This is a genomic window from Escherichia sp. 93.1518 (assembly GCF_013368915.2).
In the GTDB taxonomy this organism is placed as follows: Bacteria; Pseudomonadota; Gammaproteobacteria; order Enterobacterales; family Enterobacteriaceae; genus Escherichia; species Escherichia ruysiae.
The window spans coordinates 126,768-143,855 of record NZ_JABWMT020000010.1 but is presented as its reverse complement, the minus strand read 5'-3'; the positions used below and the strand labels follow the sequence as shown (position 1 = coordinate 143,855).

Genomic DNA, 17,088 nt, shown 5'->3' with positions numbered 1-17,088 from the left:
CAGACGGGTTCATTCTCGCCGTGGCTGTGACAAAATAGCGCCTTTATCAGAAAACGTCTTAGCCAACCGGTGGAGAAAGCAATGCAGGATCGCAATTTTGATGACATTGCGGAAAAGTTTTCCCGTAACATTTACGGCACCACCAAAGGACAGCTTCGGCAGGCTATTCTGTGGCAGGATCTCGATCGTGTGCTGGTGGATATGGAGCCGCAAAAACTGTGCGTACTGGATGCCGGTGGTGGTGAAGGACAGACCGCGATCAAAATGGCCGAACGTGGGCATCAGGTCATTTTATGCGATCTCTCCGCCCAGATGATCGACCGCGCAAAGCAGGCGGCAGAAGCTAAAGGTGTGAGCGACAACATGCAATTTATACATTGCGCCGCTCAGGACGTTGCTTCGCATTTGGAAACGCCCGTTGATCTGATATTGTTCCATGCGGTGCTGGAATGGGTGGCTGACCCCCGCAGCGTATTGCAAACATTGTGGTCAGTGTTGCGCCCAGGCGGCATGTTGTCATTAATGTTCTACAATGCGCACGGCTTGCTGATGCATAACATGGTCGCAGGGAATTTTGATTACGTGCAGGCGGGAATGCCGAAAAAGAAAAAACGGACGCTTTCGCCAGACTATCCACGCGACCCGGCGCAGGTATATCAGTGGCTGGAAGAAGCTGGCTGGCAAATTATGGGTAAAACCGGCGTTCGCGTGTTTCATGATTATCTGCGTGAAAAGCACCAGCAGCGCGACTGCTACGAAGCATTACTTGAATTAGAAACGCGTTATTGCCGCCAGGAACCGTATATCAGCCTGGGGCGTTATATTCATGTCACCGCGCGCAAACCGCAGAGCAAGGATAAAGTATGAGTGAATTTTCCCAGACAGTCCCCGAACTGGTTGCCTGGGCCAGAAAAAATGACTTCTCCATCTCGCTGCCGGTAGACCGACTCTCTTTTCTGCTGGCGGTTGCCACGCTGAATGGCGAGCGTCTGGATGGTGAGATGAGTGAAGGCGAGCTGGTGGATGCATTCCGCCATGTGAGTGATGCGTTTGAGCAAACCAGCGAAACCATCGGCGTGCGCGCCAACAACGCGATCAACGACATGGTGCGTCAACGTCTGCTGAACCGCTTTACCAGTGAGCAGGCGGAAGGGAACGCTATATATCGTCTGACGCCGCTTGGCATCGGCATTACTGACTACTATATCCGTCAGCGCGAGTTTTCTACGCTGCGTCTTTCTATGCAGTTGTCGATCGTTGCAGGCGAACTGAAGCGTGCGGCGGATGCGGCAGAAGAGGGCGGTGATGAGTTTCACTGGCACCGCAATGTCTATGCGCCGCTGAAATATTCGGTAGCAGAAATTTTCGACAGCATCGATCTGACGCAACGTCTGATGGATGAGCAGCAGCAGCAGGTGAAAGATGACATCGCTCAGTTGCTGAATAAAGACTGGCGGGCGGCGATCTCCAGTTGCGAATTGTTGCTTTCAGAAACCTCCGGTACGCTGCGTGAATTGCAGGATACGCTGGAAGCGGCGGGTGACAAATTGCAGGCTAACCTGTTGCGCATTCAGGATGCGACCATGACGCATGACGATCTGCATTTTGTCGATAGTCTGGTGTTCGATCTGCAAAGTAAGCTCGATCGTATTATCAGCTGGGGACAGCAATCTATCGACTTGTGGATTGGCTACGATCGCCACGTACACAAATTTATCCGTACTGCTATCGATATGGATAAAAACCGCGTCTTTGCCCAGCGTTTACGTCAGTCGGTACAAACCTATTTTGATGAGCCGTGGGCGCTGACTTACGCGAATGCCGATCGTCTGCTGGATATGCGTGACGAAGAGATGGCACTGCGCGACGAAGAAGTGACCGGGGAGCTTCCGCCAGATTTAGAGTACGAAGAGTTCAACGAGATCCGCGAACAACTGGCGGCGATCATCGAAGAACAGCTCGCCGTGTACAAAACCAGACAAGTACCGCTGGATCTTGGTCTGGTGGTACGCGAATATCTGGCGCAGTATCCACGTGCGCGTCACTTTGACGTTGCGCGTATTGTTATTGATCAGGCGGTACGCCTCGGCGTAGCGCAAGCAGATTTCACCGGACTGCCAGCGAAATGGCAGCCGATTAATGATTACGGAGCCAAGGTACAGGCGCATGTCATCGACAAATATTGAACAAGTGATGCCGGTTAAGCTGGCGCAGGCGCTGGCGAATCCGTTATTTCCGGCGCTGGATAGCGCCCTGCGTTCAGGCCGCCATATCGGTCTTGACGAACTGGATAATCATGCATTCCTGATGGATTTTCAGGAATATCTGGAAGAGTTTTACGCACGTTATAATGTGGAGCTTATTCGCGCGCCGGAAGGTTTTTTCTATTTGCGCCCACGTTCTACCACTATTATCCCGCGCTCCGTATTGTCGGAACTGGACATGATGGTCGGGAAAATCCTCTGTTATCTCTATCTCAGCCCGGAACGGCTGGCGAACGAGGGGATTTTTACTCAGCAGGAATTGTATGATGAACTGCTCACCCTGGCCGATGAAGCGAAACTGCTGAAACTGGTAAACAACCGTTCTACCGGTTCGGACGTGGATCGCCAGAAGTTGCAGGAAAAAGTACGTTCTTCGCTCAACCGTCTGCGCCGCTTAGGCATGGTGTGGTTTATGGGGCACGACAGCAGCAAGTTCCGCATTACTGAATCGGTGTTCCGTTTCGGTGCGGATGTCCGTGCGGGCGACGATCCGCGCGAAGCCCAGCGTCGCCTGATTCGCGATGGTGAAGCTATGTCGCTGGAAAACCACCTGCAACTCAACGACGAAACTGAAGAGAATCAGCCAGATAGCGGAGAGGAAGAATAATGATTGAACGCGGTAAATTTCGCTCACTGACGCTGATTAACTGGAACGGCTTTTTTGCCCGTACCTTTGACCTTGATGAGCTGGTCACGACGCTTTCCGGCGGTAACGGTGCGGGTAAATCCACCACTATGGCGGCGTTCGTTACGGCGCTTATCCCCGACCTGACCTTGTTGCATTTCCGTAACACCACGGAAGCCGGGGCTACCAGCGGTTCGCGAGATAAAGGCCTGCACGGTAAGCTAAAAGCGGGGGTCTGTTATTCGATGCTTGACACCATCAACTCGCGCCACCAGCGCGTGGTGGTTGGTGTGCGTCTACAACAGGTTGCCGGGCGCGATCGTAAAGTTGATATCAAACCGTTTGCCATTCAGGGCTTGCCGATGTCGGTGCAGCCGACGCAACTGGTGACCGAAACCCTGAACGAACGTCAGGCGCGCGTGCTGCCGCTTAACGAGCTGAAAGACAAGCTCGAGGCGATGGAAGGCGTGCAGTTTAAGCAGTTCAACTCCATCACCGATTACCATTCGCTGATGTTCGATCTGGGCATCATCGCGCGTCGTCTGCGTTCTGCTTCTGATCGTAGTAAATTCTATCGTCTGATCGAAGCCTCGCTGTACGGCGGTATTTCCAGCGCCATTACCCGTTCTCTGCGCGACTACCTGCTGCCAGAAAACAGCGGTGTGCGTAAAGCGTTCCAGGACATGGAAGCGGCGCTGCGTGAAAACCGCATGACGCTGGAAGCGATTCGTGTCACCCAGTCTGACCGTGACTTGTTCAAGCATCTGATTAGCGAAGCCACCAACTATGTGGCGGCGGACTACATGCGTCACGCCAACGAGCGCCGTGTCCATCTCGACAAAGCTCTGGAGTTTCGTCGTGAGCTACATACTTCGCGTCAGCAACTGGCGGCGGAACAGTACAAACACGTCGATATGGCGCGTGAGCTGGCAGAGCACAACGGTGCCGAAGGCGATCTGGAAGCGGATTATCAGGCGGCCAGCGATCACCTGAACCTGGTGCAGACTGCACTGCGTCAGCAGGAAAAGATCGAACGTTACGAAGCGGATCTCGATGAGCTGCAGATCCGTCTGGAAGAGCAAAACGAAGTGGTGGCAGAAGCCATCGAGCGCCAGGAAGAGAACGAAGCGCGTGCGGAAGCCGCCGAACTGGAAGTGGATGAGCTGAAAAGCCAGCTTGCTGACTACCAGCAGGCGCTGGACGTCCAGCAAACGCGCGCGATCCAGTACAACCAGGCGATTGCTGCGCTTAATCGTGCCAAAGAATTGTGTCATCTGCCGGACTTAACCGCCGACAGCGCCGCCGAATGGCTGGAAACCTTCCAGGCGAAAGAGCTGGAAGCGACCGAAACAATGCTCTCTCTTGAGCAGAAAATGAGTATGGCGCAAACTGCGCACAGCCAGTTTGAGCAGGCTTATCAATTGGTAGTAGCAATCAACGGTCCGCTGGCGCGTAACGAAGCGTGGGAGGTCGCCCGCGAATTGCTGCGCGAAGGGGTCGATCAGCGCCACCTGGCAGAACAGGTTCAGCCGCTACGGATGCGCTTAAGCGAACTGGAACAGCGTCTGCGCGAGCAGCAAGAAGCCGAACGACTGCTGGCAGAATTCTGCAAACGTCAGGGCAAGAATTTCGATATCGACGAACTGGAAGCCCTGCATCAGGAACTGGAAGCGCGCATTGCCTCTCTTTCTGACAGCGTGTCTAACGCCCGTGAAGAGCGCATGGCGCTGCGTCAGGAACAGGAACAACTGCAATCACGCATTCAGAGTCTGATGCAGCGTGCGCCGGTTTGGCTGGCGGCGCAAAACAGCCTCAATCAGTTGAGCGAGCAGTGCGGTGAAGAGTTCACTTCCAGTCAGGACGTCACTGAATACATGCAACAGTTGCTGGAGCGTGAGCGCGAAGCGATTGTTGAACGTGACGAAGTGGGCGCGCGTAAAAACGCCGTTGACGAAGAGATTGAGCGTTTAAGTCAGCCGGGCGGCTCTGAAGATCAGCGCCTGAATGCGCTGGCAGAACGTTTTGGTGGCGTGCTGCTGTCAGAAATTTATGACGACGTTAGCCTTGAAGATGCGCCGTACTTCTCTGCGCTATATGGCCCGTCTCGCCACGCGATCGTTGTGCCGGATCTGTCGCAGATTGCCGAACAACTGGAAGGTTTAACCGATTGCCCGGAAGATCTCTATCTGATCGAAGGTGATCCGCAGTCATTCGATGATAGCGTGTTCAGCGTTGATGAGCTGGAAAAAGCGGTGGTGGTGAAAGTTGCCGACCGTCAGTGGCGTTACTCACGCTTCCCGGAAGTTCCGCTGTTTGGTCGTGCGGCGCGCGAAAGCCGTATTGAAAGTCTTCATGCCGAGCGTGAAGTGCTCTCTGAACGTTTTGCTACGCTCTCCTTTGATGTACAAAAAACCCAGCGCCTGCATCAGGCATTTAGCCGTTTTATCGGCAGCCATCTGGCGGTGGCGTTTGAGTCCGATCCGGAAGCCGAAATCCGCCAACTCAACAGCCGTCGCGTCGAGCTGGAGCGTGCGTTGAGTAATCATGAAAATGATAACCAGCAGCAGCGTATTCAGTTTGAGCAGGCGAAAGAGGGCGTTACGGCGCTAAATCGCATTCTGCCGCGTCTCAACCTGTTGGCTGATGACAGCCTGGCGGATCGCGTCGATGAAATCCGCGAACGTCTGGATGAAGCACAGGAAGCCGCGCGTTTTGTTCAGCAGTTCGGTAATCAACTTGCAAAACTGGAGCCGATGGTTTCGGTGTTGCAGAGCGACCCGGAACAGTTCGAACAGTTAAAAGAAGATTACGCGTACTCCCAGCAAATGCAGCGAGATGCCCGTCAGCAGGCATTTGCCCTGACTGAAGTGGTGCAGCGTCGTGCGCACTTTAGCTACTCCGACTCGGCAGAAATGCTCAGCGGTAACAGCGATCTCAACGAAAAACTGCGTGAGCGTCTGGAGCAGGCGGAAGCGGAACGTACCCGCGCTCGTGAAGCGTTGCGTGGTCACGCAGCGCAGTTGAGCCAGTACAACCAGGTACTGGCCTCGCTGAAAAGTTCTTACGACACCAAAAAAGAGCTGCTTAACGATCTGCAACGCGAATTGCAGGATATCGGTGTGCGTGCCGATAGCGGGGCAGAAGAACGGGCGCGTATTCGCCGTGACGAATTACATGCGCAACTGAGCAATAACCGTTCACGTCGCAACCAACTGGAAAAAGCACTTACCTTCTGCGAAGCGGAGATGGACAACCTGACCCGCAAACTGCGCAAGCTGGAACGTGATTACTTTGAGATGCGCGAGCAGGTGGTGACCGCCAAAGCGGGCTGGTGTGCAGTCATGCGCATGGTGAAAGATAATGGCGTTGAGCGCCGCTTACATCGTCGCGAGCTGGCTTATCTCTCCGCTGATGATTTGCGTTCCATGTCGGATAAGGCGTTAGGTGCGCTGCGTCTGGCGGTAGCGGATAACGAACATCTACGCGACGTGCTGCGTATGTCGGAAGATCCAAAACGTCCGGAACGTAAAATTCAGTTCTTCGTGGCGGTTTACCAGCATCTGCGCGAACGTATTCGTCAGGATATTATTCGTACCGATGATCCGGTGGAAGCTATCGAGCAGATGGAAATCGAACTTAGCCGTCTGACTGAAGAGTTAACTTCCCGCGAACAGAAACTGGCGATCAGTTCCCGCAGCGTGGCGAACATTATTCGCAAAACCATTCAGCGCGAACAGAACCGTATCCGTATGCTCAACCAGGGATTGCAGAACGTGTCGTTCGGTCAGGTGAACAGCGTGCGTCTGAACGTGAACGTGCGTGAAACTCACGCCATGCTGCTGGATGTCCTTTCTGAACAGCATGAACAACATCAGGATCTGTTTAACAGCAACCGTCTGACCTTCTCGGAAGCTCTGGCGAAACTGTATCAGCGCCTTAACCCGCAGATTGATATGGGCCAGCGCACACCGCAGACCATTGGTGAAGAACTGCTGGATTACCGCAACTACCTGGAGATGGAAGTTGAGGTTAACCGTGGTTCCGATGGCTGGTTGCGTGCGGAATCGGGCGCACTATCTACCGGTGAAGCAATTGGTACAGGTATGTCGATTCTGGTTATGGTGGTACAGAGCTGGGAAGATGAATCACGCCGCCTGCGCGGTAAAGACATTTCTCCTTGCCGCCTGTTGTTCCTCGATGAAGCAGCGCGACTGGATGCTCGTTCTATCGCCACGCTGTTTGAATTGTGTGAGCGTTTGCAAATGCAGCTCATCATCGCGGCGCCAGAAAATATTAGCCCGGAGAAAGGCACCACCTACAAACTGGTGCGTAAGGTATTCCAGAATACCGAGCACGTACATGTGGTTGGTTTACGTGGCTTTGCGCCGCAGCTTCCTGAAACGCTTCTAGGAGCTGACGAAGCGTCTTCCCAGGCAAGTTAAGATTAAGGCGGCAGCGATGTCGCCTTTTTTCCGAAAACTCCGTTTCTGCACTAAAAAAATGCCGCATTACGGCGCGCTTTTCTTTAAACTTCTTTACATTAGGTTGTGTAAAAACCTATCGGTGTTTATATACTGAAGGTAAGCCTGATAAGTAACAGGCTTGCTCGTCATACTTTCGTGAGTATTGGCGTTGTACAGGCAAGTAGAGAAAAGCAGCCTGGCTATTCAAAGTATGATAAAAACAGGGGGCAAGGGATGTTGCTTAACATGATGTGTGGTCGTCGGCTTTCGGCAATGAGTTTGTGTCTGGCCGTAACATTCGCTCCACTGTTCAGTGTGCAGGCTGATGAGCCTGAAGTAATCCCTGGCGACAGCCCGGTGGCTGTTAGCGAACAGGGAGATGCACTGCCGCAAGCGCAAGCTACGGCAATTATGGCGGGACTTCAGCCGCTACCAGAGGGTGCGGCGGAAAACGCTCGCACACAAATCGAATCTCAATTACCCGCAGGTTATAAGCCGGTTTATCTTAACCAACTTCAACTGCTGTATGCCGCACGTGATATGCAGCCGATGTGGGAAAACCGTGATGCGGTAAAAGCCTTCCAGCAGCAACTAGCAGAAGTGGCGATTGCTGGTTTTCAGCCGCAGTTTAACAAATGGGTAGAGTTACTGACTGATCCTGGCGTTAACGGTCTGGCACGCGACGTAGTGTTGTCGGATGCAATGCTGGGCTATCTCCATTTCGTTGCTAACATTCCGGTCAAAGGTACGCGCTGGTTGTACAGCAGTAAACCTTATGTGCTCTCTACACCACCGCTCTCGGTCATTAACCAATGGCAGGTGGCGCTAAATAATGGTCAGTTGCCAACGTTTATTGCAGGACTGGCTCCGCAGCATCCGCAATATGCCGCGATGCATGAATCTTTATTGACCTTACTCAGCGATACCAAACCGTGGCCACAACTGACCGGTAAAGCAACGCTGCGTCCTGGCCAGTGGAGTAATGATGTACCAGCACTGCGCGAGATTTTGCAGCGAACGGGAATGCTCGAAGGCGGACCGAAAATTGCGCTCCCTGGCGATGAAACACCCGCTGATGCAGTCGTGAGTCCGTCCGCCGTTGCCGTCGAAACAGCGGAAACTAAGCCGATGGACAGGCAAACTACGGCTCGCAGTAAACCGGCACCAGCCGTACGCGCCGCCTACGATAATGAGCTGGTGGAAGCCGTTAAACGTTTTCAGGCATGGCAAGGATTGGGGGCAGATGGCGCTATCGGCCCGGCAACGCGGGACTGGTTAAATGTAACGCCAGCTCAGCGTGCAGGTGTGCTGGCACTCAACATCCAGCGTTTACGCTTGCTGCCTGCGGAGCTTTCTACTGGCATCATGGTCAATATACCCGCCTATTCTTTGGTCTATTACCAGAACGGTAATCAGGTGCTGGACTCGCGGGTAATTGTCGGTCGTCCTGACCGAAAAACACCGATGATGAGCAGTGCTTTAAACAATGTGGTGGTGAATCCGCCGTGGAACGTACCGCCGACGCTGGCACGCAAAGATATTTTGCCAAAAGTGCGTAACGATCCGGGTTATCTGGAAAGTCATGGCTATACGGTGATGCGCGGCTGGAACAGCAAAGAAGCGATTGATCCGTGGCAGGTTGACTGGTCAACGATTACTGCGTCGAATTTACCGTTCCGCTTCCAGCAAGCTCCTGGCCCACGAAATTCGCTAGGACGGTATAAATTTAATATGCCGAGTTCAGACGCTATCTACTTGCATGACACGCCTAATCACAATCTGTTCAAGCGTGATACACGCGCGTTAAGCTCAGGGTGTGTGCGGGTGAATAAGGCATCTGATCTGGCAAATATGCTGTTGCAGGATGCAGGCTGGAATGACAAGCGTATTTCCGACGCCCTGAAGCAGGGAGATACCCGTTACGTCAATATCCGTCAGTCGATTCCGGTTAATCTCTACTACCTGACCGCGTTTGTCGGTGCAGACGGTCGTACTCAATATCGTACAGATATTTACAATTATGATCTGCCTGCGCGATCCAGCTCGCAAATTGTATCGAAAGCGGAACAATTAATCAGATAAATGAAGTAGTTCGGGTAAATCAGTTGTCGTAATAATTGGCATGATTGGGGGTTATTCTCGGTAGCCCCCATTACTGCTGGGATTGAGTCATCTTGACGTTAGCTTTATGGGCGGTTAAGGTGCCTCTTGTGCGCCAGAAGTGCATATAAACGATAACATTGACCTGTAGACTTGATTATCATGGACAAATTCGACGCTAATCGCCGTAAACTGCTGGCGCTTGGTGGCGTTGCACTTGGTGCCGCCATCTTGCCGACCCCTGCGTTTGCGACACTCTCTACCCCACGTCCGCGTATTTTGACACTCAACAATCTCCATACCGGAGAGTCAATTAAAGCGGAGTTTTTCGATGGCAGAGGCTATATTCAGGAAGAATTGGCAAAACTAAACCATTTTTTCCGCGATTTCCGCGCGAACAAAATAAAGTCCATCGACCCAGGATTATTCGACCAGTTGTATCGCCTGCAAGGGCTGTTAGGCACCCGCAAACCGGTGCAACTCATTTCCGGTTATCGCTCTATTGATACCAACAATGAACTACGCGCGCACAGTCGTGGGGTAGCGAAGAAAAGCTATCACACCAAAGGCCAGGCGATGGATTTCCATATTGAAGGTGTCGCGTTAAGCAATATTCGCAAAGCCGCGTTATCTATGCGTGCAGGTGGTGTAGGATATTACCCACGTAGTAACTTTGTGCATATTGATACCGGGCCAGCACGGCACTGGTAACAATCGCTTAACGAAACAGGGGCAGTATGAATTATCGTATTATTCCGGTCACTGCATTCTCCCAGAATTGCTCATTGATCTGGTGTGAACAAACTCGCCTGGCTGCACTGGTTGATCCTGGCGGCGATGCAGAAAAAATCAAACAGGAAGTTGATGCCAGCGGCCTGACGCTAATGCAGATCCTGCTTACGCATGGTCACCTGGATCATGTTGGCGCGGCGGCGGAAGTGGCGCGACATTACGGCGTGCCGGTTCTTGGTCCGGAAAAGGAAGATGAGTTCTGGCTGCAAGGCTTGCCTGCGCAAAGCCGTATGTTTGGCCTGGATGAGTGTCAGCCACTAACACCGGATCGTTGGCTGAACGAAGGCGACACTATCAGCATAGGGAATGTGACTTTACAGGTGTTACATTGCCCTGGGCATACGCCGGGTCATGTGGTCTTCTTTGATAATCAGTCAAAACTGCTCATTTCTGGCGACGTTATTTTCAAAGGTGGAGTGGGGCGCAGTGACTTCCCGCGTGGCGATCACAATCAACTGATTTCTTCAATCAAAGATAAATTGCTGCCACTGGGGGATGACGTGACATTTATTCCGGGTCACGGACCATTATCCACTCTTGGTTATGAGCGCCTGCATAATCCCTTCCTGCAAGATGAAATGCCCGTCTGGTAAAGGCGTATAAAAAAGCCCGCTTTCAATGCGGGCCTGGATTTCTGGCAAAGTGCGCTTTGTTTATGCCGGATGCGGCGCGAGCGCCTTATCCGGCCTACAAAATCGTGCAAATTCAAAATATTGCAGGGGACGCGTAGGCCTGATAAGCGTAGCGCATCAGGTAATGCTGCATTTGTCATCAGTCTCAGCCCGCTTTCAGCGGGCTTTATTGGTTTTAACGCTTACAGCACTGCCACAATCGCTTCGCACAGCGGAGCCATGTTGTCTGGCGTCATCCCGGCTACGTTCACACGACCGGAAGCTACTGCATACACGCCAAACTCTTCACGCAGACGCAGTACCTGTTCTTTAGTCAGACCGCTAAAGGAGAACATGCCATTCTGTTTGATGATAAAGCTGAAGTCGCGGTTTGCACCTTTCTCCTGCAGCGTATTAACGAACAACTGACGCATACGCTGAATGCGCTGGCGCATATCGGTCAGCTCTTGTTCCCAAATAGCACGTAACGCATCATTGCTCAGGATAGTGGCAACAACCGAAGCTCCGTGCGCTGGTGGGTTAGAATAGTTCGCACGAATCGCTGCCTTCATCTGGCTGAACGCGCGATCAACGGTTTCACTGTCAGCAGCAACCAGCGTACATGCGCCTACACGCTCGTTGTACAGACCAAAGTTTTTAGAGTAGGAACTGGCGACGATAAGTTCTTTATGCAGACCAGCGAAAACGCGCAGACCTTCAGCATCTTCTTCCAGACCGCGAGCAAAACCCTGGTAAGCGAAGTCAAACAGCGGTAACCAGCCTTTCTCAACGGAAAGCTGCGCCAGCGTTTGCCATTGCTCCAGTGTAGGATCGATACCGGTTGGGTTATGACAGCAGCCGTGGAACAGAACCACATCGCCAGCCTGGGCTTCGTTCAGACTGTTAATCAGGGCGTCGAAGTCCAGAGTATGTTTTTCTGCGTCGTAATAAGCGTATTCACGTACTTCCAGACCAGCAGAGTTGAATACGCTCTTATGATTTGGCCAGCTTGGGTTACTTACCCACACACGCTTAACACTGGTATTTTTCGCCAGGAAATCGGCAGCCACGCGTAACGCACCAGTACCACCTGGGGTCTGAGCTGTGCGGGCGCGTTTGTCGTTGATCAGGGCGCTACCTTTACCAAACAGTAATTCCTGGGTGCAACGACCAAATTCAGGGATACCGTCAATGCCGAGGTAGTTTTTGGTGGTTTCATTTTCGAGCAGATACTGTTCAGCCTTTTTAACGCTGGTCAGTACCGGAGTTTTGCCCGTCTCATCTTTATAGACACCAATCCCGAGGTTAATTTTGCCAGGACGTTCATCGGCACGAAACAGATCGGCCAGACCCAGAATCGGGTCGGCAGGAGCGGCGGTAATGTTCTCAAACATGACGAGGTTCCATTATGGTTACAGAAGGGAAGTCCGCTATCAGGGTAACGGGAGATTTACAAAATTCCAACTATTACTGATGAAAACGCCGGCTGTTTTTGCAAGACGTGAGATTGCTCTGGAAGGCATAAAAAAAACAGGACCAAAGTCCTGTTTTTTCGGCATTTAACAAAGAGGTCTGCTATTAGAACTGGTAAACGATACCCACAGCAACGGTGTCGTCAGAACCTACGCCCAGTTTGTTGTCAGAATCGATCTGGTTGATGATGTAGTCAACATAGGTGGACATGTTTTTGTTGAAGTAGTAGGTTGCGCCCACTTCAACGTAGTTCACCAGATCAACATCACCGATACCTTCTACGTCTTTCGCTTTAGATTTGGTGTAAGCGATGGACGGACGTAGACCGAAATCGAACTGGTATTGCGCAACTAACAGAACGTCTTGCGTTTTGTTGGCAAAGCCGCCAGTGATCGGCGTAGCGTTACGGGTTTCACCGTAGTTTGCTGCCAGGTAGATGTTGTTTGCATCATACTTCAGACCAGTAGCCCACTGTTCAGCTTTTTTACCCTGGCCGAGAGGCTGAGCTTCCTGCAGGTTGGTACGGTCAGCGGCACCATAAGCACCAACGATACCAAAGCCTTCGAATTCGTAGCTGATGGAGCCGCCAACACCGTCGCCGTTAGAACGACGTGCGGTGTCACGTTCGTTTTTACCCAGGTACTGAACAGCGAAATTCAGGCCGTCAACCAGACCAAAGAAGTTGGAGTTACGGTAAGTTGCAACGCCGCCAACACGGCCAACGAAGAAGTCATCGCTGTATGCAGTGTCACCACCAAATTCTGGCAACATATCGGTGTAACCCAGTGCGTCATAAACAACACCATAGTTACGACCGTAATCGATTGAGCCAGCATCAGCAAATTTCAGACCAGCGAACGCCAGACGGGTTTTGTTGCCATTTTGGGCATCAGAACCCTCAGAGTTGTTACCCTGGAAGTTGTATTCCCACTGACCGTAACCGGTCAGATCGGAATTGATTTGAGTTTCCCCTTTAAAACCAAGACGGGCATAGGTCATATCGCCATTGCCACCGTAACTGTTTTCACCGTTACCCTTGGAAAAATAGTGCAGACCGACAGCTTTACCGTACAGATCTACTTTGTTGCCATCTTTGTTATAGATTTCTGCAGCGTTTGCAGTACCTGCTACTAACAGAGCAGGGACGATCACTGCCAGAATGTTGCGCTTCATCATTATTTATTACCCTCATGGTTTTTTTTATGACACCTGCCACTGCCGTCAATAAGTTTCGTCAATAAATATTTACGGAGCTATTGATGAAAGTTTGGTGTCTTTATGTATCTGCAGGCATCTTTCCATTCAAACTAACGTTTCGCTACCGTGAAAGTGCTACAAAGATAAAGATATAGTTACAAAAAGAAAAAATATGTAACCAAAGGTAAATTTTAAGGAACTTTGTGAACGCCGTCATATTTCCATTGGACTTTAATGATATTTGCAGCGAGTTTGATCTATTTATATGATTTCCTTATATTAAATTTAGCTAAACGGAAATTTTCGCTCTGATGATTTCTCTCAGTGGCTTCGCTAAAACACACGTTCAGACATCCAGAAAGCCAATAAGAGTTATGGAAATTGTGCTATTGGCTAAGAAATAACTAATCCGCAATAAGAATGCGGATTATTTTTTGTTCACAAATGTTACGTGGAAATATTCCGTAACAGGAAGGCTGTTGTGACAGGGTTGCAAATAGATTGATTGACTTAACAAACAGATAACTTGACAGAAGGGAATAGAAAAGAGCCAGCGGGCGCTGGCTCTCGGAAAAACTAAATTAGAAGCTGGCGTTACGCGGGGTACGCGGGAACGGAATCACGTCACGCACGTTTTGCACACCAGTCACGTAGGCGATCAGGCGTTCAAAACCAAGACCGAAACCGGAATGCGGAACAGTACCGTAGCGACGCAGATCGCGATACCACCAGTAATCTTCTTTGTTCAGACCCATCTCCAGCATACGTTCGTCCAGCACGTCCAGACGCTCTTCACGCTGGGAACCACCAATGATCTCACCGATGCCCGGTGCCAGTACGTCCATTGCTGCAACGGTTTTACCGTCTTCGTTAAGACGCATATAGAACGCCTTAATATCTTTCGGATAGTTTTTCACCACGACCGGCGCTTTAAAGTGTTCTTCTGCCAGGTAACGTTCATGCTCGGAAGAGAGATCCACGCCCCAGTAAACCGGGTTTTCAAATTTCTTACCGCAATTTTCAAGGATGGTTACCGCGTCGGTGTAATCAACCTGCGCAAAGTCGGCTTCAATGAAGCGTTCCAGACGGCTGACAGCATCTTTATCTACGCGTTCAGCGAAGAATTTCATGTCGTCAGCACGTTCTTCGAGAACCGCTTTGAAGACATATTTCAGCATGGCTTCAGCCAGACCGGCGATATCGTTCAGGTTAGCAAACGCCACTTCCGGCTCCAGCATCCAGAATTCCGCCAGGTGACGGCTGGTGTTGGAGTTTTCTGCACGGAAAGTCGGGCCAAAGGTATAAATTTTGGACAATGCGCAAGCGTAGGTTTCGCCGTTCAACTGACCAGATACGGTCAGGAAAGACTCTTTACCGAAGAAGTCTTTGTCGAAATCGACTTTGCCCTGATCGTTACGCGGCAGGTTTTCCAGATCCAGCGTTGAAACGCGGAACATTTCGCCAGCGCCTTCGGTATCAGATGCGGTAATCAGTGGTGTTGAAACCCAGAAGAATCCCTGCTCGTTAAAGAAGCGATGCAGCGCCTGTGCCAGCGTGTGGCGAACGCGCGCAACGGCACCAATCAGGTTGGTACGTGGACGCAGGTGAGCGACTTCACGCAGATACTCAATGCTGTGGCGTTTTGCTGCCATCGGGTAAGTGTCTGGATCCTCAACCCAGCCGGCAACTTCAACGTTGCTGGCCTGAATTTCAAATTGTTGCCCCTGGCCCGGCGACGCCACGACTTTACCCGTCACAATGACCGAGCAACCGGTGGTCAGACGCAGGACGTCTTCATTGTAATTGGGCAGAGAATTATTGATGACAGCCTGTACAGGATCAAAGCAGGAACCGTCATAAACGGCGAGGAAGGAGATGCCAGCTTTTGAATCTCGGCGGGTACGCACCCATCCGCGCACGGTGACTTCGCTGTCAACGGCTACACGGCCCTGGAGTACGTCGGCTACAGGCACAACGCTCATAATATTCTCTCTGTTAATAGTCGGAAAAAATAAACACTTGTCCACCCGTCAATGGGGGGATACCTATGTTACCTGGCATCTGCAATCAGACAAGCAGAATTCGCAGATGGGACAAAAGATTTCGGAATAAAAGGCAAAAAAGGGAGCCGTTATGGCTCCCTGATGATATTAACTGGCTTTTTTAATATGCGGAAGGTCGAACGCTTTACGCAGCGCACGGACAAACGCTTTATCATGGCAGATAGTTTTGCCAGGACTGTCAGAAAGTTTCGCCACCGGTTTACCGTTACACTCCACCAGCTTAATCACAATATTCAGTGGTTTGACCTGGGGTATATCGCAGGTCAGGCGTGTACCGATACCAAAGCTTAATTGCACACGGGAAGAGAAGTGGCGATAAAGCTCGACCGCTTTGCGTAAATCCAGATTGTCAGAGAAAACCAGCGTTTTGCTCTGCGGATCAATTCCCAGCTTCTCATAATGTGCAATAGCTTTTTCGCCCCATTCAACCGGGTCGCCGGAATCATGGCGAAGCCCCTGGTAACGACTGGCAAACTCCACGCCGAAATCACGCAGAAAGGCATCCATAGTAATGCAGTCGGTTAACGCAATGCCAAGTTGGTCAGGATATTCTTCCAGCCACGCAGCAAGTGCGGCGCGCTGACTATTGGCAAGATCCGGGCTGATTTGTTGATGCGCCTGGAACCATTCGTGTGCCTGCGTTCCCATAGGGGTGAGGGAAAGCCGACGCGCCAGATCGTAATTACTGGTGCCAACGAACCAGGGTTCCTGTTGCAAACGTTTAACGATGGTTTCTTGTACTTCGCGGGAAAAACGGCGGCGAGTGCCGAAATCCATCAGATGGAAGCGCGACATCTCGAGATCGGCGGTTAATGCCGAAAAGTCGACTAATTTGCTTTCCAGCGTATCGAGGGCTTGCGCAACGTCGGCCTGCGGTGAGCGATAGCGATGTACCAGTTCACTGATGACCGCCAGCAGAGGAACTTCCCAGAGGATGACTTCACGCCACGGGCCGGTTAAACGAATATCCAGCTTACCGTTATCGTTGGTGACGGTGACCTGTTCCGGGTTAAAGCGGAACTCGCGTAGCCAGTTGAGATAGTCGGCCTTAAAAAAAGGCAGGGCAGAGAGCCATTGATATTCATCATCCTGCAGGCGCAGGTGCTGCATCGCCTGAACCTGTTCACGAATAGCATCGGCATAAATACCCAGCAGATCGTCACCTCGGCAACGAAACTCCGCCGCGACATGCACATCATAATAGTGATGAAACACGGCTTGCTGCATATGCAACTTATAAGCATCTGTATCCAGCAACGAGTGCAGAACAGGAGAAGCGAATTGTGTCATAGGTGCGCAGTAGCGTCCTCGTACGGGAGCGTTTAGTACAATAAACATCTTCAGGAACTGCTGGAGTATACCTTGTTTCGCAATTTATTGAACCCCGATCACACCATATGCCACCTTTCTGGTCGATGGCATTACGCGGTGTATGTTATAAAAATGTAGCAATAAAAGCGTTTGTACCTGAAAAGATGAAGATTCTGCGTAGCGAGATTT

At 51.4% G+C, this 17,088-nt stretch carries 11 protein-coding genes; 7 read left to right on the top strand and 4 right to left on the bottom strand.

Annotated features, from left to right (window positions below; genetic code table 11):
• Nucleotides 1–81: 81 nt before the first annotated feature.
• The 7 genes from cmoM to gloC all read left to right on the top strand — a co-directional run bounded on the left by cmoM (nucleotide 82) and on the right by gloC (nucleotide 10,837).
• Nucleotides 82–867, top strand: coding sequence for a tRNA uridine 5-oxyacetic acid(34) methyltransferase CmoM (cmoM, locus tag HEN21_RS09910; protein ID WP_010349584.1), 786 nt, complete (start codon nucleotides 82–84; stop codon nucleotides 865–867).
• Nucleotides 864–2,186, top strand: a complete 1,323-nt coding sequence (gene mukF / locus HEN21_RS09905; RefSeq protein ID WP_001288859.1) for a chromosome partition protein MukF — start codon at nucleotides 864–866, stop codon at nucleotides 2,184–2,186. Before cmoM ends, mukF begins: the two co-directional genes overlap by 4 nt.
• Nucleotides 2,167–2,871 carry a chromosome partition protein MukE gene (mukE, locus tag HEN21_RS09900; RefSeq protein WP_010344468.1) on the top strand — a complete coding sequence of 235 codons (705 nt, stop codon included), beginning with the start codon at nucleotides 2,167–2,169 and terminating at the stop codon, nucleotides 2,869–2,871. Before mukF ends, mukE begins: the two co-directional genes overlap by 20 nt.
• Nucleotides 2,871–7,331, top strand: a complete 4,461-nt coding sequence (mukB, locus tag HEN21_RS09895) for a chromosome partition protein MukB (protein ID WP_176252262.1) — start codon at nucleotides 2,871–2,873, stop codon at nucleotides 7,329–7,331. The genes mukE and mukB overlap by 1 nt, the downstream gene beginning before the upstream one ends.
• Nucleotides 7,332–7,586: 255 nt before the next feature.
• Entirely contained in the window at nucleotides 7,587–9,434 is a 1,848-nt protein-coding gene (gene ldtD, locus HEN21_RS09890) for a L,D-transpeptidase (RefSeq protein WP_000926043.1), read from the top strand.
• A gap of 180 nt (nucleotides 9,435–9,614) precedes the next feature.
• A complete protein-coding gene (locus HEN21_RS09885; RefSeq protein WP_001516120.1) occupies nucleotides 9,615–10,163 on the top strand; it encodes a YcbK family protein in 549 nt (182 codons plus the stop codon).
• A gap of 26 nt (nucleotides 10,164–10,189) precedes the next feature.
• Nucleotides 10,190–10,837, top strand: a complete 648-nt coding sequence (gloC, locus tag HEN21_RS09880) for a hydroxyacylglutathione hydrolase GloC (protein ID WP_176252263.1) — start codon at nucleotides 10,190–10,192, stop codon at nucleotides 10,835–10,837.
• A 221-nt stretch (nucleotides 10,838–11,058) separates the two neighbouring features.
• Here gloC and aspC read toward each other — a convergent pair whose 3' ends face one another.
• The 4 genes from aspC to pncB form a co-directional block, all read right to left on the bottom strand.
• Nucleotides 11,059–12,249 (bottom strand): aspartate transaminase, encoded by a 1,191-nt coding sequence (gene aspC, locus HEN21_RS09875; RefSeq protein ID WP_000462677.1) that lies wholly within the window; start codon nucleotides 12,247–12,249, stop codon nucleotides 11,059–11,061.
• 184 nt (nucleotides 12,250–12,433) lie between these two features.
• Nucleotides 12,434–13,504: a porin OmpF gene (gene ompF, locus HEN21_RS09870; protein WP_000977931.1), complete on the bottom strand. Its 1,071-nt coding sequence runs from the start codon at nucleotides 13,502–13,504 to the stop codon at nucleotides 12,434–12,436.
• Nucleotides 13,505–14,106: 602 nt separating this feature from the next.
• On the bottom strand, nucleotides 14,107–15,507 hold the full coding sequence (asnS, locus tag HEN21_RS09865; RefSeq protein ID WP_000117892.1) for an asparagine--tRNA ligase: 1,401 nt from the start codon (nucleotides 15,505–15,507) through the stop codon (nucleotides 14,107–14,109).
• Nucleotides 15,508–15,675: 168 nt separating this feature from the next.
• Nucleotides 15,676–16,878 carry a nicotinate phosphoribosyltransferase gene (pncB, locus tag HEN21_RS09860; protein ID WP_010349583.1) on the bottom strand — a complete coding sequence of 401 codons (1,203 nt, stop codon included), beginning with the start codon at nucleotides 16,876–16,878 and terminating at the stop codon, nucleotides 15,676–15,678.
• Nucleotides 16,879–17,088: the final 210 nt, after the last annotated feature.

Excerpts from the sequence above, each read along its gene's own strand:
- cmoM (WP_010349584.1), top strand. The coding sequence starts at position 82 with ATGCAGGATCGCAATTTTGATGACATTGCGGAAAAGTTTTCCCGTAAC.
- mukF (WP_001288859.1), top strand. The coding sequence starts at position 864 with ATGAGTGAATTTTCCCAGACAGTCCCCGAACTGGTTGCCTGGGCCAGA.
- mukE (WP_010344468.1), top strand. The coding sequence starts at position 2,167 with ATGTCATCGACAAATATTGAACAAGTGATGCCGGTTAAGCTGGCGCAG.
- mukB (WP_176252262.1), top strand. The coding sequence starts at position 2,871 with ATGATTGAACGCGGTAAATTTCGCTCACTGACGCTGATTAACTGGAAC.
- ldtD (WP_000926043.1), top strand. The coding sequence starts at position 7,587 with ATGTTGCTTAACATGATGTGTGGTCGTCGGCTTTCGGCAATGAGTTTG.
- HEN21_RS09885 (WP_001516120.1), top strand. The coding sequence starts at position 9,615 with ATGGACAAATTCGACGCTAATCGCCGTAAACTGCTGGCGCTTGGTGGC.
- gloC (WP_176252263.1), top strand. The coding sequence starts at position 10,190 with ATGAATTATCGTATTATTCCGGTCACTGCATTCTCCCAGAATTGCTCA.
- aspC (WP_000462677.1), bottom strand. The coding sequence starts at position 12,249 with ATGTTTGAGAACATTACCGCCGCTCCTGCCGACCCGATTCTGGGTCTG.
- ompF (WP_000977931.1), bottom strand. The coding sequence starts at position 13,504 with ATGATGAAGCGCAACATTCTGGCAGTGATCGTCCCTGCTCTGTTAGTA.
- asnS (WP_000117892.1), bottom strand. The coding sequence starts at position 15,507 with ATGAGCGTTGTGCCTGTAGCCGACGTACTCCAGGGCCGTGTAGCCGTT.
- pncB (WP_010349583.1), bottom strand. The coding sequence starts at position 16,878 with ATGACACAATTCGCTTCTCCTGTTCTGCACTCGTTGCTGGATACAGAT.